Here is a 24,892-nt window from a genome sequence, read left to right as displayed (position 1 = left end):
GAACTGATCGGCCTGGCGGCCCTGAGTCAGATTGAGCAGTTGATCGCGCGTCAGCACCCGCTGCGGATGATCGAGGAACACGCGCAGCAAGCGATATTCGGCGCCGCTCAACGCGACCATCGTGCCTTCCGCATCGAGCAGATGGCGCGCGGTGGTATCGAGCCGCCAGTCGCCGAAGCACAGCATTTGCGCCGATTCAGTCACCTCCATGCCAGGCGGCAGCATCCGCGCGCGGCGCAGCACCGAGCGAATCCGCGCGAGCAGTTCACGCGCGGCAAACGGCTTGGGCAGGTAGTCGTCGGCGCCCATTTCCAGACCGAGGATCCGGTCCGCTTCTTCGTTGCGCGCCGTGAGCATCAGCACGGGCACGGCGCGGAATTTGCCGGCGCGCAGTTCACGGCACAGCACGAGACCGTCCTCGCCCGGCAGCATCAGGTCGAGCACGATCAGATCGGGTGCGCCCTGTTCCAGCGCGGCGCGCATCTGGCGTCCGTTGGCCGCGAGCGACACGCGCATGCCGTTTTTCTCCAGGTAGCCGGCGAGCAGTTCGCGGATGCCGCGGTCGTCGTCGACGATCAATACGTGGTCGGTCGTTTCCATTACTCGGGTCTCGTACAGGATGGTTGCTAGCGTTTTCAACTGCACCCGGCTCCTACGAGGAAGCGAATCACGCACCGGCTGCACCATATTTCTGGCGATGCCCGCTTTATAGCCTGCCTCGTACGGCGAATTGTGTCGCAGTGTATCCCGAGCTTCGCCAGACACAAAACATTGCAGGCGCGCGGTATTGCCGACATAAGCCAGATACGTGCGGACGTTCCAATATGGCCATACCAGCTCACGGAGTGTCCACCATGCACAGCCCCTTCGAAACACCGCTCGCCTTGCTGGCCGGGCTGCTGACCATCGCGTCGCCCTGCATTCTGCCGGTGATGCCGATTCTGCTCGGCACCTCGGTCGAACGGCCGAGCCGCGTGCGTCCGCTCTTCATTATCGCCGGCTTCATTCTGACCTTCGCGTCCTTCGCGATGCTGCTGGGGGCGGTGTCCAGCACCGTGCATGTCGCCCAGCAAGCACTGCGCAATACCGGCATCGCGTTGCTCGCGCTGTCGGGTCTGCTGCGCCTGTGGCCGCGCCCTTACGACTGGCTCGTCGCGCAATTGGAGGCGCCGCTCGCGCGCATCGGCGCGGTGATGGCGCCGGGCGGGCAGCCCGGCAGCGGCAACGCCGGCGGCTTCCTGCTCGGCATGTCGCTGGGCGCGGTCTGGACCCCATGCGCGGGGCCCGTGCTGGCATCGATCCTCGTGCTGGTGGTCAAGGCGCAGGACCTCGGATGGTCGGCGCTGCTGCTCACCTCGTATGCGATCGGCGCCGCCATTCCGATGCTCGCGATCATTTACGGCGGCCATTACGTGACGCAACGCGTGCGCGTGGTGGCGCGCCATGCCCAACTGCTGCAACAGATATTCGGCGTACTAGTGATGCTGACCGCTCTCGCCATCTATCTGCAATACGACGTTCTGGTCTACGCCCGCATCGCTGCGATTTTCCCTTCTCTCAAAGGACTCTGACATGCTCTCTCAACTCAAGACACTCGCTATCGCCGCGACTTTCGCCGCTACGGCCGCCACCGGCACCGCCGCCCTCGCCGCGCCGTTGCAGAGCGGGCCGCCCGCACCGGAATTCACCGGCATCAACCAATGGCTCAACAGCGAGCCGCTCACGCTTCAGCAATTGAAGGGCAAGGTGGTGCTCGTCGATTTCTGGACTTACACCTGTATCAACTGCATCAACACGCTGCCGTACGTGAAAAGCTGGAACCAGAAATACAAGGATCAAGGACTGACGGTAGTTGGCGTACACACGCCCGAATACCCGTTCGAGCGCAACACCGATAACGTCAAGACCGCGATCAAGCGCTTCGGTATCACCTATCCGGTCGCGCAGGACAATCAGTACGCGACGTGGAGCGCTTACAACAACCAGTACTGGCCCGCGTTTTATCTGCTCAACAAGAAGGGGCAGGTCGTGTACACGCACTTCGGTGAAGGCGATTATGCGAAGACGGAAGCGGCGATTCAGGCGCTGCTCGCGCAGAAGGATTGATGGGGTACTTTCTGGTGGATCACCTGCACCGGCCGCGGCAATGCGAAGACATTGCCGCGGCCTTTGTTCTGTATGACGAAGGATGCGACCTTACGTGTACACGCATGCGATCCCTCAAGTGACTACGGGACGCCCGTCATAGTTTTGTATCGCAATGTATATGTCGATCGGGTTGATACATAGCATTGCAATAGTCCGATCTCCCGACACAAGCCAGATACCTCCGCCAGTTCTAATACATCAACGACGGACGCTGATGAAGATCTTGCCGCAGACCTCAACCCGAGTGCGGCGCTTCCCCAGATCAACCGACGGATTCTCTTCACCAATCCAGCTTCAGGAGAACGACATGAAAGTATCGATGATCGCTTTGGCCTTCGCCGCATTCGCCACGACGGCTACCGCGTACGCAGTCCCTTCGGCCGACGCCAACGCAGTCAGCAACGACGCCCAGCAAACACAGCAGTGGACACCCGGCCAGGCCAACGCGACGGGCAAGACCCGCCAGGAAGTTCGTCAGGAACTGGTGCGCGCGCAGCACGACGGTCAGCTTGCCGCGCTCAACAAGTTCTATCAGGGAAGCTGATCGCTACGCGAGCGTATCGCGCCGCTGCTGCGGTGAAGGCGCAGACGGTTCGCACCGCGCAGGCGCAGGCCATCGCCAACGTCAACGCCGAGACCGCGACGCAGTCTTACGGCGGCGTGCGCGATACGGCTTCCGAATCGGGAGCACGCGTCGCACTGAACGCATCGCTTTCCACCTACTCGCATCACTAAACCCATCACGCAAGGATATCGATCATGACCCGCATAGAAAAAGTGCTTTACACCGCCAACACCCACACCACCGGCGGCCGCGACGGCGCGTCGCGCAGCAACGATGGCCGGTTGGACGTCAAGCTGTCGCCTCCGGGCAGTTCCGCCGCTGGCACGAATCCGGAGCAGATGCTGGCCGCGGGCTGGTCGGCGTGCTTCATCGGCGCAATGGGACTCGCCGCGAAACAGTTGAAAGTGGCGCTACCCGCCGATACCGCCGTCGACGCAGAAGTCGATCTGGGCATGAACGGCGATGCTTACCTCCTGCAGGCTCGCCTGAACGTCAGCCTCCCGGGTCTCGACCGCGAAGTCGCGCAGGAACTGGCGAACAGGGCTCATCAAACGTGTCCGTATTCGAAAGCGACGCGCGGCAATATCGACGTCGTCATTACCGTTGTCTAAGCTGCGCTGCCTCGCGCTATTGCCTGACGCCGACTGCATGGTCACGCGCCCGGCGCGATAGCGCTTGATCTTCGCAAGCAGGCCGGCGCATTCCGATAGGGTGCGCCGGCTTTTTTCGCTGGGCTGTGATCGTCGCCGCCAAGCTTAGCGAGTGCGTGCTGATGCGAATGACGGATAGCTTTATCTTCCCGACCGAATTCGACCGACGTCATACATACCGATCTTTGTCGCGCGGCAAAGCCAGGTAGACGACATCAAACAAGGAACAACGTCGATGACTGGAGCAGACTTAGCCAAAGCCGTACGATCATGAGCCGGCTCTCGCGGGCTCGCGGGGCCATCGGCGCCCTGTTCAAAGACTAGATCAAGAAACGCGCCGGCAACGATCCTGCTCCACGCTTGCGCCATCGTGACATCGCCGCCCGCTTGAGCCACACTTCGTGTTCCCACCGTTTCAGGAGAAATCGCAGATGGACGCCGCACAGCGACGCACGGAAACGAGCCTGCGCACCGATCCCGGCTTTTTCAATCTACTGTCGAACAGCTACTCGCGTCTGCTCGGCAAGCCGCTTGTCCCCGAGCACGTGTCGATCGAAGACGCGCCACGCTGGCTTTACGAGAGCGCGCCGTTCGGCCTGCTCGCCCACAACACCATGGCAGACCCGGTGTTCGTGTACGGCAACATGACGGCGCAAAAACTGTTCGAATACGATTGGGACGAACTGACCGGGTTACCTTCCCGCTTGTCGGCGCAAGCGCCCGATCGCGACGAACGCCGGGCCTTCCTGGAGCAGGTGGAACGCGACGGTTTTGTCTGCGCGTATCGCGGCATGCGTGTGACGAAGTCGGGCAAGCGCTTCTGGATCGATAACGTGGTGGTCTGGCAATTGCACGATGACGCAGGCGTTTATTGCGGCCAGGCGGCGCTCATTCCGTGGACGTCCGGCGTGTGAGATCGCGTCATAGCCGGCACGAACAGAAGCGTGATGATCGAAGGTATCGATCATCACGCTCAGTTCCCGCCAACCTCATGTAGCCGTGTGCGCCCCTGCAATCAAACGCAACATCACGCCGCGAAATGCGTGAAAACGTAGTCGCGGCTTTTCACGCGTGCTTCGTGACACGCAAAACACGTTTGATGCTGCGCCAGATCGGCGGGCTGTCCGTTAATGAAGCGGCCATAACCCCAGCCGCCCGTCGACGCGTATCGGCGCGAGTCCTTCACCATCACCTGCACCGTCGTCGCCTGGTCCGGGATAGTCGCCGTTTCGAAGTCGGGGGACTGTTTCCGCTTATAAGCGAGCTTGACCAGAATAGCCCCGTCCGGAAACGGCACCGTCGAGTTCTCGATCGCCTTCACGGCCGCAGGATTGCCGAGGACAACGCGAAGTTCGTCGAGTGGCGCGGCTTCTTCGGCTGGCGCGATCATTTCCCACTTCCGATAGCCTTCGGGAATCGTCACGCCATAAATTGGCGAGCGCGCGCGTGAGCATCCTGCGCCATGACCTCGCTGGGTAGTGCATAAAGCAGGAGTGCCATTTGCGCTACCGCGCATGCTGTCCGGATCGTTCGCATCCAGATTCCTCGAGGTCTAGAGACGCACGACGTCGATGATCGCGTCGGCGAAGGCCTTGGGCGCCTCCTGCGGCAGGTTGTGCCCGATGCCGCCCGTGATGTTCCGGTGCTGGTACTTGCCCGTGAACTTCTTCGCGTAAGCCGCCGGGGCCGGATGCGCCGCACCGTTCGCGTCGCCTTCGAGCGTGATGGTCGGCACCGAAATGGGCGGCGCCAGCGCCAGACGCCTTTCCAGGTCGTCGTATTGCGGCTCGCCCTTGACCAGCCCCAGGCGCCAGCGGTAGTTGTGAATCACCACCGCTACGTGGTCCGGATTGTTGAACGATTCCGCCGAACGCTCGAACGTCGCATCGTCGAAATTCCATTTCGGCGACGCCGTATGCCAGATCAGCTTGTTGAAGTCGTGACGGTTTGCGTCGTAACCGGCCTGGCCGCGCTCGGTGGCGAAATAGAACTGATACCACCACGTCAGCTCCGCCTTCGGCGGCAGCGGTGCACGGTTGGCCTCCTGGCTGCCGATCAGATAGCCGCTCACCGACACCATCGCCTTGCAGCGCTGCGGCCACAGCGCCGCCATGATGTTCACCGTGCGCGCGCCCCAGTCGAAACCGCCTAGCACCGCCTTGTCGATTTTCAGCGCATCCATCAGCGCGATGATGTCGACCGCGACCACCGCCTGCTGACCATTGCGCGGCGTGTCCGCGGACAGGAAGCGCGTCGAGCCATAGCCGCGCAGATACGGCACGATCACGCGGTAGCCCGCGGCGACCAGCAGCGGCGTGACGTCGGCGAAGGCGTAGATGTCGTACGGCCAGCCGTGCAGCAGAATGACGACCGGGCCGTTCTGCGGGCCTGCCTCCGCATAGCCGATGCTCAGCGTTCCGGCGTTGATCTGCCGAAGATTCTCGAACGATGCAACGCGCGTGGCCGTCTTCGCGCCGCCCGTGGTTTCGGCGGACTGCGCATGCGCGAGTCCGCTCAGTCCGAACTCCAGCAAACTGAAACCCGCAACCGTGGTACCTAGCAAACGGCGACGCCGCGTATTAATCTGGTCCGACATGATCATTCTCCTTATTCTGGGTCAGGCGAGCTTGACTGAGTTCGCGCGAAGGGGGAGCGGGCTCGCATCGCGAAGCCCGGCATGGCGCACGGCGGTCAGTACCGCGATGCGCATGGACAGGGCCGACTGGCGCCTCGATTGAGGCAATCAACCGGCTCACTGCTTAGGGCTTTGCGTAAATCGGACCGAGGCCGATAACGTCCGCTGGCGTACCACGTGACCCCGCGGCCGACGTACCGGCAGTCGAAGGACCATACGACGACGCCGACAGGCTCTTCTGTGCATTCAGGCGCGCCTCGGCTGCTTCGATATTCTTCGGATATTGCGTTTCATCACTGGCGGGGTTGTAGCCGACGCTTTGCAACTCGACCAGTTGTGCGCGCACGTCGGCGCGAGTCAGCGGCTGGTTCGATTGCGCGAACGACAAAGCCGGCACGGCGAGGACAGCGGCAACGACGAGCGATTGGATCAGTTTCATGATGTCCACCTCAAAGAGAATTTGATTTGCGCAAACACGTGTCTGCGTTCTGGTCTGCTAGCCAGGTCATCTGGCTTGGAAGTATTAGACTTCGCTGACGTATCTGGCGTGTGTCGGCGAATACCGGCGGTGCAACGTTATGTACCCATGCAGGGCGCAGATACATTGCGATACAAAAGAGCGCGCCGCCGCTTCGAGATCATCGAAGCATTGCTCCGTGACCGGCGCATGGGCAAGACCTATCTGCAAAGTGTGCGCGCACGTTATGGCGACGACACGGCTCAGCAGCCTGTCTTTCAGGCGTTGAGCCGCACCTTCCTGATGATGAATCCGCCTTTGCATACGCGCCTGAGAGCGCTGCTGATGACGGCCTTCAATGGAAGGCGGATCGGCAAGTTGCGGGAGATCGTCGAGCCGACGGCGCGCGAACGGGTCGAACGCATCGGGGCAAAGACCGAATTCGACCTGGTCAGTGAATCTGCATTGCCGCTGCCAGTCGAGATCATCTGCCGTCTGCCGGATAAATCCGGCCTTGATCCCGCAGGCGGTGACGGAATGCATGCGCTATGAAGGTTCGGTGCAGATGGTCGTGCACACGGTGCTCGAACAAGTGGTGATCGATGGCGAGACGCCTTCAATTCGAAGAGAACGAGAACCTCGGACTGCTTTCGCTGAAGTGACAGGCGGCAACGTAAGTCGCGCGCCGTCAATTAGCGCCGCGCAACGGCTTCTGACAAGCGGCCAACACCGCACCGAGCCCGAGCAGCAACGCGGAATAAACCAGCCCGCGCGCCAGCCCCGCTCCATCCGATACCCACCCGATCACCATGGGCCCGACGATCTGCCCAAACGCGAACACGATCGTGAATGCGCTGATCCCCTTGGCCCAGTGACTCGCGGGCAGATTGTGGCGCACGAAGGCCGTCGTCGAAGCCACCGCCGACAGAAACGTCGCGCCAAACAGCACGCCCGACACGAACGCCACCCACGGCTGCGCGAACAGCGCGGGCAGCAGCGTCGCCACCGCGAGCAAGGCGTTGAGCACCGCGAGCGCCTGGCCCCCGCGCATCCGGTCGAGCAGCCCGGACCACACGCGAGCCGACACCACCGTCGCCACGCCGAGCAGCAGATAGAAACCCGTCACAACCGCCGCGCTCATGCCCGCGTTGCGCAGCAGCGCAACGATGAAAGTCATGTAGCCGATATAACCGACGCCGAACAATCCGTAGCCCGTCAGCGCCGCGCTGAAACGCGGCCAACGCGGCGCGTCGGCGGCGGCGCCCGCGCGTGCGGCCGAGGCTCCGCTCGCATGCACGCTCTCGATTTTGCGCGCTGCGCCGATCGCCACCGCCGAGAATGCCGCGCACGCCGCCGCCAGCGCGAACCACGCGAATTGCCAGCCGTGCGCGACGTTGAAGATGGTCAACGGCACCAGCACCGACGATGCCACGATGCCCCATCCCGTGCCGCCGTAGTACAGGCCGAGCACGAGCCCTGCGTCGTGCGGCCTCGCCGACGCCAGCCGCGCGGCCAGCACGCCGCCGCTAATGAAGATCGCCGCGCTGCTCGCACCCGTGATGACGCGCAAGACGAGCAGGGAATTCGTGTCGGCGAGCAGTCCGCTGCCGGCCATCAGCAGCGCAGTGGCGGCACAGCCGCCGCCGAACAGCGCACCGGCGGACCAGCGGCGTGCGAGTCGCGGGAACGCCAGCGCGCCGAGCAGATAACCGAGCGCATTGGCGGTGTTCATTGCGCCGGCTTGCGCGAAGCTCCAACCGAGATCGAGTTTCATCGACGGCAACAGCAGCGCGTATGCGAAGCGCGCGAGCCCCAACGCAATCGCGCTTCCTAGCGACAGCGCAGCGGCAAGCATCAAGGTGGGCAGGCGTTGCGCCGCGTCGGTGGAAGCGGGGTGCGAGGCGGTGTCGAGTGAACTGGGCGGCATTGGCTGACGTGAGTGGGCAGACATCCTGCGAGACGGTTTGGCGGTGAGGCTTCATGCGGCACGTCGTCATCATATCCGGGAGTGGCTCGCGCGACTGACCGTTAGTTGCTTTATTGATCACGGATGCGCGCTCAGGCCAAGACGGCCGGCATCTCGCGACCTCGGCTGACGAACATCCGGGCGAAGTGCGACGCGGCGCCCCGCCGCCAGGCCAAAGGTCAAAAAGTAACCATGCCCATCTAAATGAGAATGATTTGCATTCACGAACGATTTGGCTCATGATTCACCCCATGCCATTCGCCGAACAAGAAATCATGACGATGCTCGACCTCAGCCGCGCCGAAACTGAAACCACCCGCTCAACGACAGCGGCGCCCGCCATCACGACCTCGTCCGATGCGTCCGCAGCGCTCGACGTATTGCTCTCGCGCCGATCCCATTGGCCGCTCGCCGAACCCGGCCCGCGCGACGCCGAGCTCGACCTGATCGTCGATGCCGCCTTGCGCGCGCCCGATCACGGCAATCTGCGGCCATGGCGATTCGTGACGATTCGCGGCGACGCGCGCGGTCCTCTCGGTGATCTGCTGGTCGACCTCGCGTGCGCCCGCGCGCCTGGCGAGCCGCGCTCCGCGCACGCGCATCGTCGGCAGAAGGCGTTCGCGGCGCCGCTGGTGATCGCGCTCGGCGCGGCGCTGAAGCCGCATCCGAAAGTGCCCGAGATCGAGCAGCTGCTGTCGGCGGGCGCGGCGGCGATGAACATGCTGAACGCCATTCACGCGCTCGGCTATGGCGGTTTCTGGGCCACAGGGCCGGACAGCTACGAAGCGCGTCTGCACGACGCGCTGGGCTTCGCGTCGAACGAGCGCCTGCTGGGCTTTCTGTTCGTCGGCACGCCGAAATCGCCGGGACAAGCTTCCGCGCGAGCGTCACGCAGCGACCATGTGCGTGAATGGCGGCCGCCGCAGCCGGCCTGACTGAAAAACGCCTCGACCGCACCGGCATCGCGCCGATGCCGGCCGTGCGCCCCACGCATCCGATATGACGCACGCATGCGTCATCGCCGATCCGTCGCACGCGACATGCGCTGGCCTGCGACGCGGCACCGTTCCATCTGGCCGGCGCGACTCTTTGGACTGTGTCCATTCAGGAGCATCGATGAACTTTCGCTCTCAATACAGCAGCCGTCCCGAATTGATCGACGATCATCAGCCCGACACCACCGATGCGCCCGAGCGCACCGTGCTGAGCGCCGTGCGCACCTGGCTGCGGCCGGCGTGCGAGAGCGCGCGCGGCGGCGTGCACTGGCGCGACATTCTGCGCGGCGCCGGCTTGCGTCAGGACGGCATCGAACATTTCGATCTGCTGATGCGTTCGCTGATGCACGTGTCGTACCGGCCGCTCGACATGCGTTGCCGTTGCGCGAGCGATCTCGGCAAGGACGAAGCGGTGATTCTGCAAACCATCGCCTTGCTGCAGAAAACGCATAGCGGCGCGGCGTTGCGCATGCTGGCTGAATGGCTGCCCGCGCCCGCGGTGAGCGGCGTGTTGAAGCTGATTCGCTGGTTCGCCATCGATCTGCTCGACGCCGGTGTCGAACTCGACGTGCAAGCACGCCGCGTCACGTATATGCATTGAGGACGCACGCCCATGTCATTGGAACTGGATCTGGGTGAACCGGCGACTTCGTCCGCGCCGGTGCGTGGGAGCGGCGACGCATGCGCGTTTGAAGGCACGGTTCAATCCGCAGCGGCACGCGCGTTCGCCGAACACGTTCAGCAGCCTGCTCGCGTCGAGCACGCCATCGTCGATGCAGCCGCCCCCACCTTCCTGTCGCATCCGCTGACGCGCCACTATCCGCGCAATGTCGCCGCGCCGCGTGCGGGCGAACTGCATCTATGGCGCTTTCGTTGCGAATGGTTGCCCGTACCGGTACAGGAAGGCGATAGCTGGCTGTCGACGACAGAGCGCGAGCGCGCGCGGCTGCATCCGAGCGCCGCACTGCGCAAGCGCTTTATCGGCGCGCGCGTGGTAGTGCGCTGGATCGTCGGCCATCTGTTCGACTGCGAGCCGCATGCGGTCGACCTGCAAGACGACGGCAACGAGAAACTGCAAGCGCGCCATCCTTGCGATGGTCGCGGCGTCACCATCGATATCGCGTATGTCGGCATCTGGATCGTGATCGGGATGGCGTCCGCGACGCTCGGCCTGAGCGTCGTCGTGCCATCGCCCGGCGCCGCGTCCGACGAGACGCCGGACAAATCGCGCCGCCGCGCTCGCTATGGCAGCCTTTGCAATGCGCTGCGTTATGCGCCCGTCGATATCGACGGCGATCTGCTATCGAGCGATATCGCGAGTTGCGCATTCGATCTCGCGGAACACGGCCGTTGGCATGTGCTCGATCTACCGATGAGCGGCAAGATTCGCGCGGCGGTCGCGCTCGCGCAGCCGCTCATGCTAGTACGCACGTTCGGGTGGCCGAAGGGTTTGGCATTGGGCAATTGACGCATTAGCGCATGGCGAGCGCTTGCCGCTGATTAGGGATGCAAACGTGTTGGCGGCCTGCCGGACATCGAAAGCAAAATCGAGGCGCCACAGAATGAAATGCCGAACGGACCGTCGTGCCGCAGTGGTGCTGATTCGATCGAGTACAGCTTCAAGGCGCGGACGGCCTGGGCGGATTCGCTGAAGAATAGGCGCGGCTCGGCTGCCAGGCGTGCTGCTTTCATCGCGTAGATTCAAGCCGCCAGCGAATGCGCCTGCGCGCCTCGCACAGAAACATCCGCCGCGCCTTCACGCGCATGTTGCATCGCTTCGATCAGCGTCGCGTGATCGCCGATATGATTGGCGAGCAGCAGGATCAATTGCGCATTGGCCGACTGGCTCTGCGCGTCATCCAGATCGCGATGCATGTCGATCAGCGCCTCGTAGAAATCATCGGGGCGAGCGAGGTTCGGTTGCGTATTCAGTGCCATGTCTGTCTCCTGCTTTTCTTCGCTGATGCGTTCAGGCCGTGCCTTCGATACACAGCGCTCGCCTTAACGCATGTCCCACGGCGTCCACGTCGACTTGCCGCCAACGCGCGCACACATGCTGGTCCGGCCGGACCAGATAGAACGTGCCGTGCATCGCGTCGTAGCGCGCGCTAGCGAGGCCCTCGGTGTCGTGGACCACATCCATGCCCGGCCACGCCGCGACTTGCGCATCGCTGCGCGTCACGATGACGAGCTTCAACGGTATCGGCCCCGCACGCAGCGCATCCAACGCGGCCAGCGTCGCTGGATCGATGCCCTGCTCGCCGCAAAACAGCGCGCCGGTGAATTGCTGTCCGAGGTGCTGCAGCAGCCAGGCCGGCTGTCCGCCCGCCTGCACCGGCGCATCGACGCACGACGCGCCCGGCACCATCGCGCCGTCGAAGCTGTCACGGTCCGCTGTATTCAACGGGGAATCGCGCAACACCGCCGGCACCGAGAGACGCCCGCTATTGGCCAACTGACGCGCGAAAGGATGATGCCGCGACAGCTTCAGCACGGCATCGCGAAACACGCGGCTTACCGGGCTCTTCGGCGTAATGAAATCGGTGGAGCGGGTCGAGTTGCGGATGTTTTCATCGGCGGCGAATTCGCGTTCGCTTGCATACGTGTCGAGCAATCCATCGGACGCTTGGCCTGCGAGCACCATCGCCAGCTTCCACGCGAGGTTTTCCGCATCCTGCACGCCACTATTCGCGCCACGCGCGCCGAACGGCGACACGCCATGCGCGGAGTCGCCGGCAAACAATACGTTACCGTGACGGAAGCGCTCCATCCGCGAACACGAGAACGTATAGACGCTGACCCATTCCAGCTCGAACTTCGCGTCCTGCCCGAGCAGTGCGCGCACTCGCGGAATGACGCGCTCCGGCGTTTTTTCCAGCACGGGATCGGCGTCCCATCCCAACTGGAAATCGATCCGCCACACGTTGTCCGGCTGACGATGCAGCAACACGGATTGATTCGGATGAAACGGCGGATCGAACCAGAACCAGCGCTCGGTCGGAAAGTCCGCTTCCATCTTCACGTCGGCGATCAGGAAGCGGTCCTTGAACGTCACGCCCTTGCTGTCGAGTCCCATCAGCTTGCGCATCGGACTGCGCGAGCCGTCGGCGGCGACCACGTAACGGCCGTACAGCGGATACTGTCCGGTGGGCGTTTCGACCGTCAGCGTCACGCCGGCCTCGCCCGTGCCGGCCGTGCCGTTCTGCTCGACGCCGACCACCTTGCTCTTCCAGCGAATCTCGAGGTTCGGCATTTCCTGCGCGCGTTCGAGCAGAAAGCCTTCGACGTAGTACTGCTGAAGATTGATGAACGCGGGCCGGTGGTGCCCCGCTTCTGGTTGCAGGTTGAACGTGTACACCAGCTCGTCTTTCAGGAATACCTTGCCGACGTTCCAGCTAATGCCCTTGTCGACCATCCGCTGGCCGCATCCCAGGCGGTCGAAGATATCGAGCGAGCGCTTTGAAAAGCAGATCGCCCGCGATCCCGTGGACAACGAACAATCGTCGTCGACCAGCACGACCGGCACGCCCTGCTGCGCGACATCGATCGCGGTAGCAAGGCCCACCGGCCCGGCGCCAACCACGATGACAGGATGGAGCGCCTGCTGCGCAGCAGATGGTTCGCGCTGTTCGCGGCACGGCTGATACTCGAACGACAGCGTCTGATAGTTGATGCTCATGTCATGTCTCCGTCCATCTCTGCGTTGCCGTCAGGCTTGCAGCGCGTCCCACATCTCCTTGTCGCGCTGCGCGGTCCAGATGCGCGGATGCGTGATGCCGCTCGCTTCGTCGAAAGCACGCGATACATCGAACGGCAGGCAATGCTCGTAGATGAAGACGTGGCCGAACTTCGGATCCATGGCCTGACGCGTGAGGGCCATCGCGGCCTTCAGATCCAGTTTCTGCGCGACAGCTTCCCGGCCCTGTTGCAAGAGCGTGGTGACGAAGTCCTTCGTGTAATCAAGACCCTTGTCGACATCCTCAGGCGTGGTCAGCGCGGGGCCGCGTCCCGGCACCAGCTTGTCGGCCTTCAGCGCGCGCAATGCTTCGAGCGTCGCCGGCCATTGTTCGAGCTGTGCGTCGCCGCAATAGCAGGCTGCGTCGTACTCGACGAGGTCGCCGGAAAACAGCACCTTCTGCGACGGCAGCCACACCACGGTGTCGCCCTTCGTGTGACCCGCGCCGAGGTGCGCGATGCGCACTTCGAGCTTGCCGAGGAACAGCGTGATTTCCTTTTCGAACACGAGCGTCGGCCAGGTCAGGCCCGGCACCGTTTCGACGCCGGCGAACAGACGCGGGAAGCGTTCGATCTCCGACTTCATATCGGCCTCGCCGCGCTCGACGATCATCTCGTATGTGCCGCGGCTCGCGATCACCTGCTGCGCGCCCTCCGCGAAATACGCCGACGCGCCGAGCACGCGCACCGCGTGGTAGTGCGACAGCACGACGTATTTGATCGGCTTGTCGGTCACGCTGCGAATCTTGGCGATGAGGTCTTGCGCCATGGCGGGGGTCGCGGTGGTGTCGACGATCAGCACGCCGTCGTCGCCGATGATCACGCCCGAGTTCGGGTCGCCCTCCGCGGTGTACGCGTAGGCGTTGTCGGACAGCTTGGTCCACGTGACCTGCTTGACTTCCAGGTCGGCCTGCGATGCGAATGCCTTTGCCATGCTCGTCTCCCTCAAAAGTTGGATGTGAGGCGAGACGACGGCCGGCTGCGCACGGAAAGCGCGCGCTGACGGTATTGGAAGATTGTCTCGCCCCGTTTTTGGCTCTATGACTGCGTCGGTGTATCGGGGGTGAATGCATCTTATGGCTCGCCGCGATTTTTTGTCAATAGCGAAATGTATCGCTATACGCAAATCGCAAGACGCCTAAGATGAAAGCTGGCAGGAACGGCCATTCGATTAAGATGGACGCTTTTTACGGACGAGCGCAGGAGTGAGCAAAGCAGCAGACCCGGCCACAGGCAAAGGCGCGCGCGGCGACGAGCCAGCGCACGGCGGTAAAACGCAGCGTGGCATTCAGAGCGTCGAGGTGGGCGGCCGGGTGTTGCTCGCGCTTGCCCAGGCACGCACGCCACTGGCGCTCTCCGATCTCGCCGGCGCCGCGCAAATCGCACCGGGACAGGCGCATGCCTATCTGGTGAGCCTGAGTCGCCTGGGTCTCATCAAGCGCGATGAACTGTCGGGCCGTTATGAACCCGGACCGCTGTCGCTGCGGCTAGGCTTGCTGCACCTCGACAACCAGCCGGCGTTTCGCGCCGCCGTGCCGCGCGCCGCGGCGCTGGCGGAAACGATCGGATTCAGCGTCGCAATCTGCATTGCCGGGCCACAGGGGCCGACCATCGTCCGCTATGAGCATGCGGGCTTTCCGCTGCACGTCAATCTGCATGTGGGCACCGTGATGTCACTGCCGGCCACGTCGACGGGGCGCGTATTTTGCGCGTTTTTGCCGCGCGACAAGCTGGCCGGGATGTGGGCGAATCAATCAGGCGCGGCGGATGACGCGATGACACCACCCGACGAAAGCGCCGCTTTCGCGGCAGCGTTGAACGGGATTCGCCAGCGCGGATTGGAGGCGAGCGTGGATGCGCCGAGCCCTGGCATCAGCAGCCTGAGTGCGCCGGTCCTGGACGGCGACGGCCGTTTGCTGCTCGCGCTGACGGTGATCGGCTCGACCGGCGTGATCGATGTCACCGCCGACGGCCCGACCGCTCGCGCACTGCTTGCCGCAGCCCACGACATCGGCGCCGAGCTGGCGGCCGCACCTTCTCTGACAGTTTCTTCCGCATCGTGACCGACTCTCCCGACCGATCTCCCCCTTCAGGCACCGATGCGAAGCCGCAGCGCGGCATCCAGTCGCTCGATAGCACGGGCGAATTGCTGACCGCACTGGTCACCGCGGCGCGCCCCTTGAGCTTGCGCGATCTGGCGGCGGCAGCCGGCATGCCGCCGGCGAAGGCATTCCCGCACCTGGTGAGTCTGCTGAAAATCGGCCTGCTCAATCGCAATGCGGCCGGCTGTTTCGAAGCCGGGCCGCTCGCGCTGGAACTAGGTTTGATCGGCTTGCAAAGACTGTCGCCGACGCGTGAAGCAGAGCCCGAAGTGGTCGAACTGGCGGCATCGACGGCAATGAGCGTGGCGATGGCGGTGCTCGGGCCGCTCGGGCCGACCGTCGTGCGGCTGGAGGAATCGGCGCGACCGTTGCATGTGAGCCTGCGGGTCGGCACGGTGCTGTCGTTGGTGAACACCGCGATCGGCCGCGTGTTCGCGGCCTATGTCGCGGATGATGTTCGCGCGGGTCTGCTCGCCCAGGATCACTTGCGGCTGGCGGGGGCGGGGACCGGAGCCCCCGTTGCGGACAAGCCGGAATTCGCGCCGGCGAGCCCACCCTACGCGCAACGGCTCGCGCGGATCCGGGCGAACGGCATCGATACGGCATTGAGCCGCCCCGTGCCCGGCATCAGCACCCTGGCTGCGCCGGTGTTCGACCATACCGGCAGCATCTGCCTCGTGCTGGCGTTAATGGGGCCGAGCGGGAGTTTCGATAGCGAACTGGCGGGCGACCCTGCGCAGACGTTGCGTGCGGCGGTGTCGAGGCTGTCGCGCAGGTTTGGCTGGATGCCCGCAACCGACGGGAGTTGAAGAAGAATGGGCCGGCGCAAGGCCACCGGCTTCCGAACAAACCACACAACAGCACTCAATCGCCCGCGTCCTGGGGCCCATGCGATGCCAGCCTCGCCTTCGCATGCCGCATCTTCTCGAGTGTCTTCGGCCCGGCCTTCAGCGCGACGCCAATCGCTAGTGCATCCATGATGCACAGATGCACGAGCCGCGACACGCCCGGCGTATTCGGATCGACCGGACTCGGCACGCGCAGCAGCAGCGCAATATCGACGAGCCATGCGAGCCGGGAACCGACATTGGTCAATGCAATCGTGGTCGCGCCGCGCTCCTTGGCAATCTGAATGCTCTCGTTCACTTCGACGCTGCGGCCCGAATGCGAAATCGCAAAGGCTACGTCGCCCGGTTCCATCAGGCCCGCGTACAGCCGCTGCAAATGACCGTCGGTAAACGCCGTGGACGCAATATCGATTCGCAAGAACCGCAACGCCGCATCTTGCGCGACGAGCCCCGAGCCGGAACCCACGCCGAAGAAAAACACCCGCCCTGCGCTCGACAACGCCGCAATCGCACTTTCGACCACCGCCGGGTCCAGCGCGCCGCACGCATGCGTTATGCCGTCGATCGCCGCCTCGCCGACCTTGCCCATCAAGGTTTGCACGTCGTCGTCGCGCGCCACCGCCGTCGATGCGTACGGCATTCCGCCCGCGACGCTCTGCGCCAGTTGCATCTTGAAGTCGCGCAGCCCATGCGCGCCGATCGCGCGGCAAAAGCGCGTGACGGAAGGCTCGGACACCTCCGCGCGCTGCGCCAGTTCGGTGATGCTCGCGCGCATCGCGAAGTCGACGTCGCTCAACACCATGTCGGCGACCTTGCGTTCGGCGGGCCGCAAACTGGCAAGTGCGCTGCGGATGTGGGGAATCAAGTTCGGTGCGGACACCCGGTGTTCCTCGAGGGTTAAATGAATCCGCGTCGCTCGCAGCTTCGATCAGCTTGAATGGAGTTCAAGCGGCAACACGCGGTTCAGACCAGCCTGCGTCCACTCTCCGTATCGAACAGATGAATATGCTCGGCCGGCAAGCGCAGCGTTACGCGCTGGCCAGGCTCGACTTTCGAGCGCTGGCGCGTCGTCACGCACCACGTATTGCCGCCTATTTTCCCGTACAAGTGCGTCTCCGCACCGGTCGGCTCGACCACTTCGACTTCGAGCACGGCGTCCGGCGTCTGCGTGACGGTTTCGATATGTTCCGGCCGCACGCCGAGCGTGACCTTCGCGCCGGCCGTGGCCGTGGCGGGCACGCTCTCCAGCACGATCTCGGCGCCGTCCGCGAGTTTCAATGCAAGGCCCTGCCCTTGTGCGCGATTCACGATCACGCCCTCGGCAAAATTCATCGACGGCGAGCCAAGGAAGCTCGCGACGAACAGGTTCGCCGGATGATCGTACAGCTCCAGCGGACGCCCGATCTGCTCGATGCGCCCCGCGTTCATCACGACGATGCGGTCGGCCATCGTCATCGCTTCGATCTGATCGTGCGTGACGTAGATCACCGTATTCTTCAGCCGCTGATGCAGCGCCTTGATCTCCGTGCGCATCTGCACGCGCAGCTTGGCGTCGAGATTTGACAGCGGTTCGTCGAATAGAAACAGCGACGGCTCACGCACCACCGCGCGCCCCATCGCCACGCGTTGCCGCTGACCGCCCGACAGCGCGCGCGGCAAGCGGTCCAGATAGCCGCTGAGGTTCAGCATCTTCGCGGCGGCTTCGATGCGCGGCTTGAAACTCGCCGAGGATTCCTTACGAATACGCGGACCGAACGCAATGTTCTCGTAGACGGACAGATGCGGATAGAGTGCGTAACTCTGGAACACCATCGAAATATTGCGCTGCTGCGGCGCGAGCGAATTCGCCCGCGTGCCGCCGATCATCAGATCGCCGCCGCTGATCTCTTCGAGTCCGGCCACCATCCGCATCAGCGTGCTCTTGCCGCAGCCCGACGGCCCGACCAGTACGACGAACTCGCCGTCGTCGATGTCGAGATCGATGCCGTGCACCACTTGCGTGTCGCCGTAGCGTTTGAAGATGCCGCTCAGTTGCACTGCTGCCATGCTGTCCTCATTGTCTTGCTGCGTTGATGCGGAGTGTGTAGCGGTTCAAAGCGATTCGAGCGTCAGTTCTTCCGCCATCAGACGATTGCCCGCCATCAGACCGCCGTCGACCGGCAACGCAACGCCGGTAATCACGCGCGCCATCGGCGACGCGAGAAACAGCACCGCGTCGGCGATGTCGTCGGGTGTCGCGAAGTCGCGCAACGGGTACCACTTCTTCAGATCCTCGAAGACCTGCGGATTCTTGTCGACACGCGCCTGCCAGGCCTGCGTCTTCACGGTGCCCGGACACACGATGTTGGCGCGAATGCCATAACGGCCCAGTTCGATCGCGAGCGCCTTCGTGTAGCTGATCAGTCCGGCCTTCGCCGCGCTGTACGCCGGATGACCGAGCGCGGCCATGCCGTTCACCGAACCGATCAGCACCAGCGCGCCGCGCTGCCGCTCGATCATCGACGTCCGTACCGCCTCCACCGTGTGATACGTGCCGTTCAGATTCAGATGAATATCGCGCTGCCAGCTCGCGGCATCGGTGGTGGCGAGCGTCGTGCCCAACGCCGCGCCGGCGTTCGCGACCAGCACGTCCACGGGACCGCGTGTCTCGACGGCGGCGACCACCGCTTGCTGCACCGCGGCGGCGTCGCCGAGATCGACGGCGATCGGCGTGACGTGCGCCGCGCCGAGTTGCGCGGCCAACGCGCTCAGCGCGGCCGCGTCGATGTCGAGCGCGAACACCGTATCGCCCTCTTCCACGAAGCGCTTGCACAACACGCTGCCGATACCGCCGCAAGCGCCCGTTACCAACACCACACGATTCATGTCCGCCTCGCTCCTCGATCGCCGCCCGCCAGCTTCGCAGCGTGTAAATTTCCTACAAAACTAACGGCAAGACAGTTGACTAGTCATCCCGAAGATTGGGTATCCATGACATCGCGTGATAAGAATACCCCTGTTTTAAAGCATCATATGCACAAAACCAGCTTGGAAAAATATCGCAGACCCTACGTGACAAGCAATTTTGCGTCATGTAGGATTTTTTCAAACAATTCATCCCAAGCGGCCGGCGACGGCAGCAGACCACCCCACCATCGTTGGATGGGACCGGAGCAAACGCGAAAGCGCCCACTCCGTTCGACACAGGAGAGAGAAATGTCGTTGCATGCCCGTGCTTCCCTCGCGCTCGGCAAAGTTGCCGTGGCGCTCGCGTTTGCAGGTATCGCCGTCGCGGCTCACGCCGACACGGTCCGCGTCACCGTCGCCCACTACAGCGACGCGACTGCGCCGTACTTCGAAAAAATGGCCCGCAACTTCGAGAAGGCCAACCCCGGCACGACCATCAAGATCGAAGACGTGAACTGGGACACGCTGCAACAGAAGCTGCAAACGGACATCTCGGGCAACGCCAACGCCGACCTCGCGATCGTCGGCACGCGCTGGCTGCTCGACTTCGTGAAGGACGACGTGGCCGAGCCGCTCGACGGTTATATGGACGCGAACTTCAAGGGCCGCTTCATCGGTCCGTTCCTGGCGCCTGGTCAGATTAACGGCAAGACCTACGGCCTGCCGATCGCCGCGTCCGCACGCGCGTTGTACTACAACAAGGATCTGCTCGCGAAGGTCGGCTACCCCGACGGTCCGAAGACCTGGGACGACGTGATCAATGCGTCGAAGAAACTGAAAGCGCAAGGCATCGCCGGCTTCGGTCTGCAAGGCAAGGAAATCGAAACCGACGTCTACTATTACTACGCGCTATGGACCAACGGCGGCGACGTGGTCGGCAAGGACGGCAAGGCGGCGTTCAATTCGCCGGCCGGCATCAAGGCGGCCACGCTGTACAAGACCATGATCGATCAGGGCCTCACGCAACCGGGCGTGACCGGCTACAGCCGCGAAGACGTGCAGAACCTGTTCAAGCAGGGCCGCGTCGCGATGATGATTTCTGCGCCGTTCCTCGCGAAGCAGATCAAGAAGGAAGCGCCGAATCTGAAGTACGGTATCGATCCGATTCCGATGGGCACCACGCACGCCACCTATGCCGTCACCGATTCGATCGTGATGTTCAAGAACTCGAAAGTGAAGAAGTCGGCATGGAAGTTCCTCGACTATCTGTTCACGAAGGAACCGCGCGTCGAGTTCACGACGACCGAAGGCTTCCTGCCGACCACGAAGGCCGAAGCGACCGATCCGGCGTTCAACGATCCGGATACCAAAGCATTCGTCGCGCTGCTGCCGACGGCCCACTTCGCACCGACCGTGACCGGCTGGGAAGACACCGCGAAGGCCGTAACCGACGCGATGCAGTCGATCTACCTCGGCAAGGCGCAGCCGGCTGCTGCGCTCAATGCGGCGGCCGCGCAAGCGAACAAGTCGCTCGGTCATTGATCGCGTCGTCGCTTCGCGGTGGGATTTGTTGAACCCGGAACGCGCGCCGCCGTTGCCAAAGGCGGCGCGCGTTCCGGCTGTGACGCACCTGATTGCACCTGATCGCACCTGATGTTTTCGGCCCATCCCGTCGCGCCCGCTGCATAACGCGGGCGCGTCTCACGATCGAGCACGCATGAGCCGTTCCGCTTCTTCGCGCTTGCAAGCGCCCTGGTTGCTGATTGCGCCGAGTCTGATACTGGCGCTTTTCATCATCAGCTATCCGATTTTCAACATCGTGTGGCAATCGCTGCACGAAGTCTCACGCTTCGGCGCGATTCGCGATTTCACCGGCCTGCAGAATTTCTATGCGGTTTTCAACGACCCCGTGTTCATCGCGTCGACCCAGCGCACGATCATCTGGACCGTCTGCGTGGTGGGCGGCACGGTGCTGATTTCGGTGCCGGTCGCCCTGGTGCTGAATCAGGATTTTCATGGGCGCGGCGTGGCGCGCACCATCGTGATGCTGCCGTGGTCCGTCTCGCTGACAATGACCGCCGTGGTCTGGCGCTGGGCCTTCAACGACGACTACGGCATGGTCAATGTCACGTTGCAGCGGCTCGGCTTGATAGGCGGACCCATCCATTGGCTCGCGACGCCGGAGCTCGCGTTCCCGGTGGAGATCGCCGTCGGCATTCTGGTGTCGATTCCCTTTACTGTGACGATCCTGCTGGGCGGCCTGTCGTCGGTGCCCGGCGACATCTACGAAGCCGCGCGAATCGACGGCGCGAGCGCGTGGCAACAGTTCCGCAAGCTGACGATGCCGCTGCTGCGCCCGTTCATCAACATGACAATCCTGCTGAACGTGATCTACGTGTTCAACTCGTTCCCGATTATCTGGGTGATGACGCAAGGCGGCCCCGACAACAGCACGCACATTCTCGTCACGTACCTGTATGAGCTGGGGTTCCGGCTCGGCCGTCCCGGCGAAGCCGCCGCCGTCTCGCTGATCATGCTCGTCATGCTGTTTCTTTTCTCGATTGCCTATCTGCGCCTGCAGCCCGCGAAAGAAGGAGAGCCGTCATGAGTTTCGACGCGAAGATGAAGCGCTCGCTGTGGTGCTGGCTCGCGCTGTCGCCGCTGGTGGTGGTCGTGCTGTTTCCGTTCGCCGTCATGTTCTTCACGGCGTTGAAGCCGGCTTCCGAGATCTTTGTCTATCCGGCGCGCTGGCTGCCTGTGCAGTGGCAGTGGCGCAATTTCATCGACATGTGGGAAGCGGCCAACTTCGGCGTGGCCCTGCGCAATAGCACGATCATCAGCTTGCTGTCGACGATGCTCGCCCTGGCTGTGAGCTTGCCTGCCGCTTATGCGCTCGCCCGCTTTCCGTTTCGCGGACGTGGCCTGTATCGCCAGTTTCTGCTCGTCACGCAGATGCTGTCGCCCATTCTGCTCGTGGTCGGTCTGTTCCGGCTCGCCGCGATGATTCCGTTCGGCGATGGCAACCTGGTCGACTCCAAGATCGGCGTGATCGTTTCGTACGCGGCCTTCAACATCGCGTTTGCGGTGTGGATGCTGTCTTCGTACTTCCAGACGGTGCCGCGCGATCTGGAAGAGTCGGCCTGGCTCGAAGGATGTGGGCGCACCAAGGCGGTGTTCAAGGTGTTCCTGCCGCTGGCGGTGCCGGCGATCGTCGTGACGGCGATCTTCACGTTCATCAACGCGTGGAACGAGTTCGCCGTGGTTTATACGTTGATCCGGTCGCCGGAGAACAAGACGCTCACCGTGCAGGTGACGGATATGGTCGCAGGGAAATACGTCGTCCAGTGGCACCTGGTGATGGCCGCTACGCTCTGCGCGACACTGCCGGTTTCGATCGTGTTCGCGTGGTTGCAGAGGTATCTGGTGAAGGGGCTGGCGTTGGGGGCGGTGAAGTGAGCTGGCGCGGGCCGAAAACCGGTGGTGGCTTGCTCTCGCGGCGAGCCGTCAATCCAGTTCTGTATTGACGGCCCAACGCCTCACTACTGCATATCAGTGCGATAGGGCATTGGCTTGCCCACTGCATCCACTGCGTTAGTCCGTGCCGCGAACAATGCGCAAATCGCGCTCGACGCCGTCACCCAGCGCTTCGAGCGCTTTCTTGTAGGCTTCGCTTTCGTAAGCGGCGACCGCCTGCTCGTAACTCGCAAACTCGATGACGACAGTGCGCTCCTTCAGGCCCTGCTCGCGCGCCTCATCAGCCACACCGCGCACGATGAACTTGCCGCCGGCAGCCGCCACGGCAGGCGCGGCGAGTTGCGCGTAAGCGGCCAGCTTCGACGCGTCGTTGGTCTTGCGGTAACTCGTTACCCAATATCCTTTGCTCATTTGCCTCTCCTTTCTACGGTTCAAAAGCGGTCGCGGGCTACATAGTAGCAAAGACAGATCGTTGCGTTGGTCGGCGGGTCGAGCGTCCAAGGAAAGTGACCGGGTGGCGGAAAACGCTTTTCGCGCGCTAACCAATATAGTCACGCAGCAAAGTGATTAGCTCCGCTTGACCCCAACACGGCTACATCCCCTTCTGTTGTCGGTCCGTTTCTTTCACATACATTACTCGCTTGTACGCTGCAACCGCCCGCAAGGGGTGCCTGGTGCGCGCCCTCATCGGCAATTGCCGGCATGTCCCTCATTTCAGCGGAATGTAAGACTCGTCAATACGCCTTCGCTTGAAAAAAGTTTGGAATAAGCGGCGGCTCGACGTGTTTGCCTCTACAAGAACGGCTGTTGATACCTGCGACGCGAATGCCCAAGGAAGTACCTGTGCCTAGCTTCAATCACAAACGATTTGCCAGGGCAGGCAGGTAGACCGAGACGTATCTTTTATCACTCGGACAGGTTTTCTCATTCACCTTTACTTAGCCATCCAGATTAAATAGCCGTTTCGTTGAACGTCCCTGCATCGACCGGCGGCGGCACTCAGGTCTCTACCGGCAAGTACAGAATCGCAACCATGACCTGTCATGGTCATCACATTTATTAAAAGGATTTTCATCATGAACAAGACTCTTGCTGGCATCGCTCTCGTTATCGGCACATTGGCCGTCCCCGCACTGAGCTTCGCACAATCGAATGCTCCGTTGACTCGCGCCGAGGTGCGCGCCGATCTGGTTCGCGTCGAGCAGGCTGGCTTTAGCCCCTCCGCTGGCAGCGACACCACCTACCCGGCCAATATTCAGGCTGCCGAAGCGAAGATCGCCGCAGAAACTACTTCGCAAACGACCCAATCAGGGTACGGCGGCGTGCCGCAGAACGGCAGTACTTCATCGGGCGCACACGCGCGCAAGTCGATGGGCTCCGACTGTGTAGGTCCGGTCAGCTTTTGCAACCTCTTTTTCGGTAGTTAAACAGTGCGTGCACGGATGCCAATCCGAGCTTCCATGAGGAGCGGCTTCCGACTGTTACTGGTTAATCACCTGGATCTGTTCAAAAGTAATCTCTATTCGCATATCGGAGTTGTCATGAAGTTTCTGCCCCTCGTCGCCACGGCCCTGTCATTGTCGGCGTCGCTCTTTGCATCGACTGCCGCGATGGCGCAGGACACCCAGTCACACAACGCGCCTGTGCGCAACATCGTTCTCGTTCATGGCGCATGGGTGGACGGATCGGGTTGGCAGCCGGTCTATAACCGGCTGACCAAAGACGGCTACCACGTCACCATCGTGCAGGAACCGCTGAGTTCGCTCGACGACGACGTCGCCGCGACCAAACGCGTTCTCGACCAGCAGAGCGGTCCCACGATTCTCGTCGCGCACAGTTACGGCGGCTCCGTGATTACCGAGGCCGGCGTGCATCCGAACGTCGTCGGCCTCGTGTACGTGGCCGCGCATGCGCCCGCCGTCGGCGAAGATGAAAGCGACCTCGGCAAGCGCATGCCGAGTTATACGTCGAAGCAGTCAGGCGCAATCATGAAGACAGCCGATGGCTACACCTCGCTGAATCCCGCAGACTTCCCAAAGGATTTCGCCGCCGACCTGCCACTCAAGCAGGCCCAATTCGAATCACACGCGCAGATTCTGACCGCGGCAAAGGTCTTCTCGACACCGCTCACGGCTGCCGCGTGGACCAGCAAGCCGAGCTGGGGCATCGTCGCGGCGGAGGACAGGATCATCAATCCTGATCTCGAGCGCTGGTACTACACGCGGGCGCACAGTCACACGACCGTGCTTGCAGGTGCGAGCCATTCAGTCTACGAATCGCGCCCGAAAGAAGTAGTGGCTGTGATCGAAGATGCGGCTAAGCATGCCGAACAGTGATCAACCGGCATCGCGCGCGCGAGCGAGCGATGCCGGCACAACACAGAGCCCCACTCTCCTGACACAGAACGACGACTTAGCTATTAAGCGTTTTG

29 protein-coding genes are annotated in these 24,892 nt (G+C 62.8%); 17 read left to right on the top strand and 12 right to left on the bottom strand.

Features of this window, described 5'->3' with window-relative positions; translation table 11 throughout:
- Positions 1–600 (bottom strand): response regulator (locus HV770_RS24345; RefSeq protein ID WP_175163755.1); only part of this gene is annotated, 600 nt, incomplete at its 3' end.
- 254 nt (positions 601–854) lie between these two features.
- On the opposite strand from HV770_RS24345, the gene HV770_RS24340 reads away from it, so the two are divergent.
- From HV770_RS24340 to HV770_RS24315, 6 genes are all read left to right on the top strand, one after another.
- Complete coding sequence (locus HV770_RS24340) at positions 855–1,571, top strand: cytochrome c biogenesis CcdA family protein (RefSeq protein WP_175163753.1); 717 nt, start codon at positions 855–857, stop codon at positions 1,569–1,571.
- A gap of 1 nt (position 1,572) precedes the next feature.
- Positions 1,573–2,106 carry a thioredoxin family protein gene (locus tag HV770_RS24335; protein WP_121323681.1) on the top strand — a complete coding sequence of 178 codons (534 nt, stop codon included), beginning with the start codon at positions 1,573–1,575 and terminating at the stop codon, positions 2,104–2,106.
- Between the two features lie 349 nt (positions 2,107–2,455).
- A complete protein-coding gene (locus HV770_RS24330) occupies positions 2,456–2,692 on the top strand; it encodes a DUF4148 domain-containing protein (protein ID WP_175163751.1) in 237 nt (78 codons plus the stop codon).
- Positions 2,693–2,724: 32 nt separating this feature from the next.
- Positions 2,725–2,883, top strand: a complete 159-nt coding sequence (locus HV770_RS24325) for a hypothetical protein (RefSeq protein ID WP_175163749.1) — start codon at positions 2,725–2,727, stop codon at positions 2,881–2,883.
- A gap of 24 nt (positions 2,884–2,907) precedes the next feature.
- Positions 2,908–3,324: an organic hydroperoxide resistance protein gene (locus HV770_RS24320; RefSeq protein ID WP_121323684.1), complete on the top strand. Its 417-nt coding sequence runs from the start codon at positions 2,908–2,910 to the stop codon at positions 3,322–3,324.
- A gap of 470 nt (positions 3,325–3,794) precedes the next feature.
- Entirely contained in the window at positions 3,795–4,277 is a 483-nt protein-coding gene (locus HV770_RS24315) for an MEKHLA domain-containing protein (protein ID WP_175163747.1), read from the top strand.
- 113 nt (positions 4,278–4,390) lie between these two features.
- Here HV770_RS24315 and HV770_RS24310 read toward each other — a convergent pair whose 3' ends face one another.
- From HV770_RS24310 to HV770_RS24300, 3 genes are all read right to left on the bottom strand, one after another.
- A complete protein-coding gene (locus HV770_RS24310; RefSeq protein ID WP_175163745.1) occupies positions 4,391–4,879 on the bottom strand; it encodes a cytochrome P460 family protein in 489 nt (162 codons plus the stop codon).
- 36 nt (positions 4,880–4,915) lie between these two features.
- A complete protein-coding gene (locus tag HV770_RS24305) occupies positions 4,916–5,959 on the bottom strand; it encodes an alpha/beta fold hydrolase (protein WP_175163743.1) in 1,044 nt (347 codons plus the stop codon).
- A gap of 163 nt (positions 5,960–6,122) precedes the next feature.
- The gene (locus HV770_RS24300) at positions 6,123–6,437 is read right to left on the bottom strand and encodes a DUF4148 domain-containing protein (protein ID WP_175163741.1); all 315 of its coding nucleotides are present in this window, start codon (positions 6,435–6,437) and stop codon (positions 6,123–6,125) included.
- A gap of 147 nt (positions 6,438–6,584) precedes the next feature.
- On the opposite strand from HV770_RS24300, the gene HV770_RS24295 reads away from it, so the two are divergent.
- Positions 6,585–7,007, top strand: coding sequence for a cytochrome P450 family protein (locus HV770_RS24295; protein WP_246291132.1), 423 nt, complete (start codon positions 6,585–6,587; stop codon positions 7,005–7,007).
- Between the two features lie 136 nt (positions 7,008–7,143).
- On the opposite strand, the gene HV770_RS24290 is transcribed toward HV770_RS24295, so the two are convergent.
- Positions 7,144–8,382, bottom strand: a complete 1,239-nt coding sequence (locus tag HV770_RS24290) for a YbfB/YjiJ family MFS transporter (RefSeq protein WP_175163739.1) — start codon at positions 8,380–8,382, stop codon at positions 7,144–7,146.
- Between the two features lie 320 nt (positions 8,383–8,702).
- Here HV770_RS24290 and HV770_RS24285 point away from each other — a divergent pair, with 320 nt between their 5' ends.
- The 3 genes from HV770_RS24285 (at position 8,703) to HV770_RS24275 (ending at position 10,884) form a co-directional block, all read left to right on the top strand.
- The gene (locus HV770_RS24285; RefSeq protein ID WP_425497472.1) at positions 8,703–9,356 is read left to right on the top strand and encodes a nitroreductase family protein; all 654 of its coding nucleotides are present in this window, start codon (positions 8,703–8,705) and stop codon (positions 9,354–9,356) included.
- Positions 9,357–9,537: 181 nt separating this feature from the next.
- Entirely contained in the window at positions 9,538–10,017 is a 480-nt protein-coding gene (locus HV770_RS24280) for a hypothetical protein (RefSeq protein ID WP_175163737.1), read from the top strand.
- A gap of 12 nt (positions 10,018–10,029) precedes the next feature.
- Positions 10,030–10,884 (top strand): 4'-phosphopantetheinyl transferase family protein, encoded by an 855-nt coding sequence (locus HV770_RS24275; RefSeq protein WP_175163735.1) that lies wholly within the window; start codon positions 10,030–10,032, stop codon positions 10,882–10,884.
- A gap of 233 nt (positions 10,885–11,117) precedes the next feature.
- Here HV770_RS24275 and HV770_RS24270 read toward each other — a convergent pair whose 3' ends face one another.
- The 3 genes from HV770_RS24270 to HV770_RS24260 are packed head-to-tail and all read right to left on the bottom strand — an operon-like array spanning position 11,118 to position 14,085.
- Positions 11,118–11,354 carry a DUF2783 domain-containing protein gene (locus HV770_RS24270; RefSeq protein ID WP_121323688.1) on the bottom strand — a complete coding sequence of 79 codons (237 nt, stop codon included), beginning with the start codon at positions 11,352–11,354 and terminating at the stop codon, positions 11,118–11,120.
- 31 nt (positions 11,355–11,385) lie between these two features.
- Positions 11,386–13,095: an FAD-dependent oxidoreductase gene (locus HV770_RS24265; RefSeq protein ID WP_175163733.1), complete on the bottom strand. Its 1,710-nt coding sequence runs from the start codon at positions 13,093–13,095 to the stop codon at positions 11,386–11,388.
- Between the two features lie 30 nt (positions 13,096–13,125).
- On the bottom strand, positions 13,126–14,085 hold the full coding sequence (locus tag HV770_RS24260) for an MBL fold metallo-hydrolase (protein WP_121323690.1): 960 nt from the start codon (positions 14,083–14,085) through the stop codon (positions 13,126–13,128).
- A gap of 271 nt (positions 14,086–14,356) precedes the next feature.
- Here HV770_RS24260 and HV770_RS24255 point away from each other — a divergent pair, with 271 nt between their 5' ends.
- Together HV770_RS24255 and HV770_RS24250 are read left to right on the top strand one after the other, a co-directional pair.
- On the top strand, positions 14,357–15,214 hold the full coding sequence (locus HV770_RS24255; RefSeq protein ID WP_175163731.1) for an IclR family transcriptional regulator: 858 nt from the start codon (positions 14,357–14,359) through the stop codon (positions 15,212–15,214).
- Positions 15,211–16,062, top strand: coding sequence for an IclR family transcriptional regulator (locus HV770_RS24250; RefSeq protein WP_175163729.1), 852 nt, complete (start codon positions 15,211–15,213; stop codon positions 16,060–16,062). Before HV770_RS24255 ends, HV770_RS24250 begins: the two co-directional genes overlap by 4 nt.
- 55 nt (positions 16,063–16,117) lie before the next feature.
- Here the strand turns inward: HV770_RS24250 and HV770_RS24245 are convergent, their stop codons facing one another.
- The 3 genes from HV770_RS24245 to HV770_RS24235 form a co-directional block, all read right to left on the bottom strand.
- The gene (locus HV770_RS24245) at positions 16,118–16,981 is read right to left on the bottom strand and encodes a MurR/RpiR family transcriptional regulator (RefSeq protein ID WP_175163726.1); all 864 of its coding nucleotides are present in this window, start codon (positions 16,979–16,981) and stop codon (positions 16,118–16,120) included.
- A gap of 83 nt (positions 16,982–17,064) precedes the next feature.
- Positions 17,065–18,147 carry an ABC transporter ATP-binding protein gene (locus HV770_RS24240; RefSeq protein ID WP_175163724.1) on the bottom strand — a complete coding sequence of 361 codons (1,083 nt, stop codon included), beginning with the start codon at positions 18,145–18,147 and terminating at the stop codon, positions 17,065–17,067.
- A gap of 45 nt (positions 18,148–18,192) precedes the next feature.
- Positions 18,193–18,966: an SDR family oxidoreductase gene (locus HV770_RS24235; RefSeq protein WP_175163722.1), complete on the bottom strand. Its 774-nt coding sequence runs from the start codon at positions 18,964–18,966 to the stop codon at positions 18,193–18,195.
- Positions 18,967–19,296: 330 nt separating this feature from the next.
- On the opposite strand from HV770_RS24235, the gene HV770_RS24230 reads away from it, so the two are divergent.
- The 3 genes from HV770_RS24230 (at position 19,297) to HV770_RS24220 (ending at position 22,443) form a co-directional block, all read left to right on the top strand.
- Positions 19,297–20,529 (top strand): ABC transporter substrate-binding protein, encoded by a 1,233-nt coding sequence (locus HV770_RS24230; protein WP_121323696.1) that lies wholly within the window; start codon positions 19,297–19,299, stop codon positions 20,527–20,529.
- Positions 20,530–20,704: 175 nt separating this feature from the next.
- Complete coding sequence (locus HV770_RS24225; RefSeq protein ID WP_175163720.1) at positions 20,705–21,595, top strand: carbohydrate ABC transporter permease; 891 nt, start codon at positions 20,705–20,707, stop codon at positions 21,593–21,595.
- Complete coding sequence (locus HV770_RS24220; protein WP_121323698.1) at positions 21,592–22,443, top strand: carbohydrate ABC transporter permease; 852 nt, start codon at positions 21,592–21,594, stop codon at positions 22,441–22,443. The genes HV770_RS24225 and HV770_RS24220 overlap by 4 nt, the downstream gene beginning before the upstream one ends.
- A 135-nt stretch (positions 22,444–22,578) precedes the next feature.
- On the opposite strand, the gene HV770_RS24215 is transcribed toward HV770_RS24220, so the two are convergent.
- Positions 22,579–22,872: a DUF1330 domain-containing protein gene (locus HV770_RS24215; RefSeq protein WP_121323699.1), complete on the bottom strand. Its 294-nt coding sequence runs from the start codon at positions 22,870–22,872 to the stop codon at positions 22,579–22,581.
- A gap of 665 nt (positions 22,873–23,537) precedes the next feature.
- Here HV770_RS24215 and HV770_RS24210 point away from each other — a divergent pair.
- Together HV770_RS24210 and HV770_RS24205 are read left to right on the top strand one after the other, a co-directional pair.
- Positions 23,538–23,888 carry a DUF4148 domain-containing protein gene (locus HV770_RS24210; protein ID WP_175163718.1) on the top strand — a complete coding sequence of 117 codons (351 nt, stop codon included), beginning with the start codon at positions 23,538–23,540 and terminating at the stop codon, positions 23,886–23,888.
- Positions 23,889–24,002: 114 nt separating this feature from the next.
- A complete protein-coding gene (locus HV770_RS24205; RefSeq protein ID WP_175163716.1) occupies positions 24,003–24,797 on the top strand; it encodes an alpha/beta hydrolase in 795 nt (264 codons plus the stop codon).
- Positions 24,798–24,892: the final 95 nt, after the last annotated feature.

The organism is Paraburkholderia fynbosensis (assembly GCF_902859935.1).
GTDB classification, from domain to species: domain Bacteria; phylum Pseudomonadota; class Gammaproteobacteria; order Burkholderiales; family Burkholderiaceae; genus Paraburkholderia; species Paraburkholderia fynbosensis.
Note: the sequence above shows the minus strand (reverse complement) of the source record. Positions and strands in the feature narration are given on the sequence as shown.

What these genes read in the sequence shown, in the direction of transcription:
- HV770_RS24340 (WP_175163753.1), top strand. Translation starts at nt 855, where the DNA reads ATGCACAGCCCCTTCGAAACACCGCTCGCCTTGCTGGCCGGGCTGCTG.
- HV770_RS24240 (WP_175163724.1), bottom strand. Translation starts at nt 18,147, where the DNA reads ATGGCAGCAGTGCAACTGAGCGGCATCTTCAAACGCTACGGCGACACG.
- HV770_RS24335 (WP_121323681.1), top strand. Translation starts at nt 1,573, where the DNA reads ATGCTCTCTCAACTCAAGACACTCGCTATCGCCGCGACTTTCGCCGCT.
- HV770_RS24315 (WP_175163747.1), top strand. Translation starts at nt 3,795, where the DNA reads ATGGACGCCGCACAGCGACGCACGGAAACGAGCCTGCGCACCGATCCC.
- HV770_RS24210 (WP_175163718.1), top strand. Translation starts at nt 23,538, where the DNA reads ATGAACAAGACTCTTGCTGGCATCGCTCTCGTTATCGGCACATTGGCC.
- HV770_RS24275 (WP_175163735.1), top strand. Translation starts at nt 10,030, where the DNA reads ATGTCATTGGAACTGGATCTGGGTGAACCGGCGACTTCGTCCGCGCCG.
- HV770_RS24225 (WP_175163720.1), top strand. Translation starts at nt 20,705, where the DNA reads ATGAGCCGTTCCGCTTCTTCGCGCTTGCAAGCGCCCTGGTTGCTGATT.
- HV770_RS24305 (WP_175163743.1), bottom strand. Translation starts at nt 5,959, where the DNA reads ATGTCGGACCAGATTAATACGCGGCGTCGCCGTTTGCTAGGTACCACG.
- HV770_RS24310 (WP_175163745.1), bottom strand. Translation starts at nt 4,879, where the DNA reads ATGCGCGGTAGCGCAAATGGCACTCCTGCTTTATGCACTACCCAGCGA.
- HV770_RS24295 (WP_246291132.1), top strand. Translation starts at nt 6,585, where the DNA reads ATGCAGGGCGCAGATACATTGCGATACAAAAGAGCGCGCCGCCGCTTC.
- HV770_RS24205 (WP_175163716.1), top strand. Translation starts at nt 24,003, where the DNA reads ATGAAGTTTCTGCCCCTCGTCGCCACGGCCCTGTCATTGTCGGCGTCG.
- HV770_RS24280 (WP_175163737.1), top strand. Translation starts at nt 9,538, where the DNA reads ATGAACTTTCGCTCTCAATACAGCAGCCGTCCCGAATTGATCGACGAT.
- HV770_RS24235 (WP_175163722.1), bottom strand. Translation starts at nt 18,966, where the DNA reads ATGAATCGTGTGGTGTTGGTAACGGGCGCTTGCGGCGGTATCGGCAGC.
- HV770_RS24320 (WP_121323684.1), top strand. Translation starts at nt 2,908, where the DNA reads ATGACCCGCATAGAAAAAGTGCTTTACACCGCCAACACCCACACCACC.
- HV770_RS24330 (WP_175163751.1), top strand. Translation starts at nt 2,456, where the DNA reads ATGAAAGTATCGATGATCGCTTTGGCCTTCGCCGCATTCGCCACGACG.
- HV770_RS24300 (WP_175163741.1), bottom strand. Translation starts at nt 6,437, where the DNA reads ATGAAACTGATCCAATCGCTCGTCGTTGCCGCTGTCCTCGCCGTGCCG.
- HV770_RS24290 (WP_175163739.1), bottom strand. Translation starts at nt 8,382, where the DNA reads ATGCCGCCCAGTTCACTCGACACCGCCTCGCACCCCGCTTCCACCGAC.
- HV770_RS24220 (WP_121323698.1), top strand. Translation starts at nt 21,592, where the DNA reads ATGAGTTTCGACGCGAAGATGAAGCGCTCGCTGTGGTGCTGGCTCGCG.
- HV770_RS24265 (WP_175163733.1), bottom strand. Translation starts at nt 13,095, where the DNA reads ATGAGCATCAACTATCAGACGCTGTCGTTCGAGTATCAGCCGTGCCGC.
- HV770_RS24260 (WP_121323690.1), bottom strand. Translation starts at nt 14,085, where the DNA reads ATGGCAAAGGCATTCGCATCGCAGGCCGACCTGGAAGTCAAGCAGGTC.
- HV770_RS24270 (WP_121323688.1), bottom strand. Translation starts at nt 11,354, where the DNA reads ATGGCACTGAATACGCAACCGAACCTCGCTCGCCCCGATGATTTCTAC.
- HV770_RS24215 (WP_121323699.1), bottom strand. Translation starts at nt 22,872, where the DNA reads ATGAGCAAAGGATATTGGGTAACGAGTTACCGCAAGACCAACGACGCG.
- HV770_RS24230 (WP_121323696.1), top strand. Translation starts at nt 19,297, where the DNA reads ATGTCGTTGCATGCCCGTGCTTCCCTCGCGCTCGGCAAAGTTGCCGTG.
- HV770_RS24285 (WP_425497472.1), top strand. Translation starts at nt 8,703, where the DNA reads ATGCTCGACCTCAGCCGCGCCGAAACTGAAACCACCCGCTCAACGACA.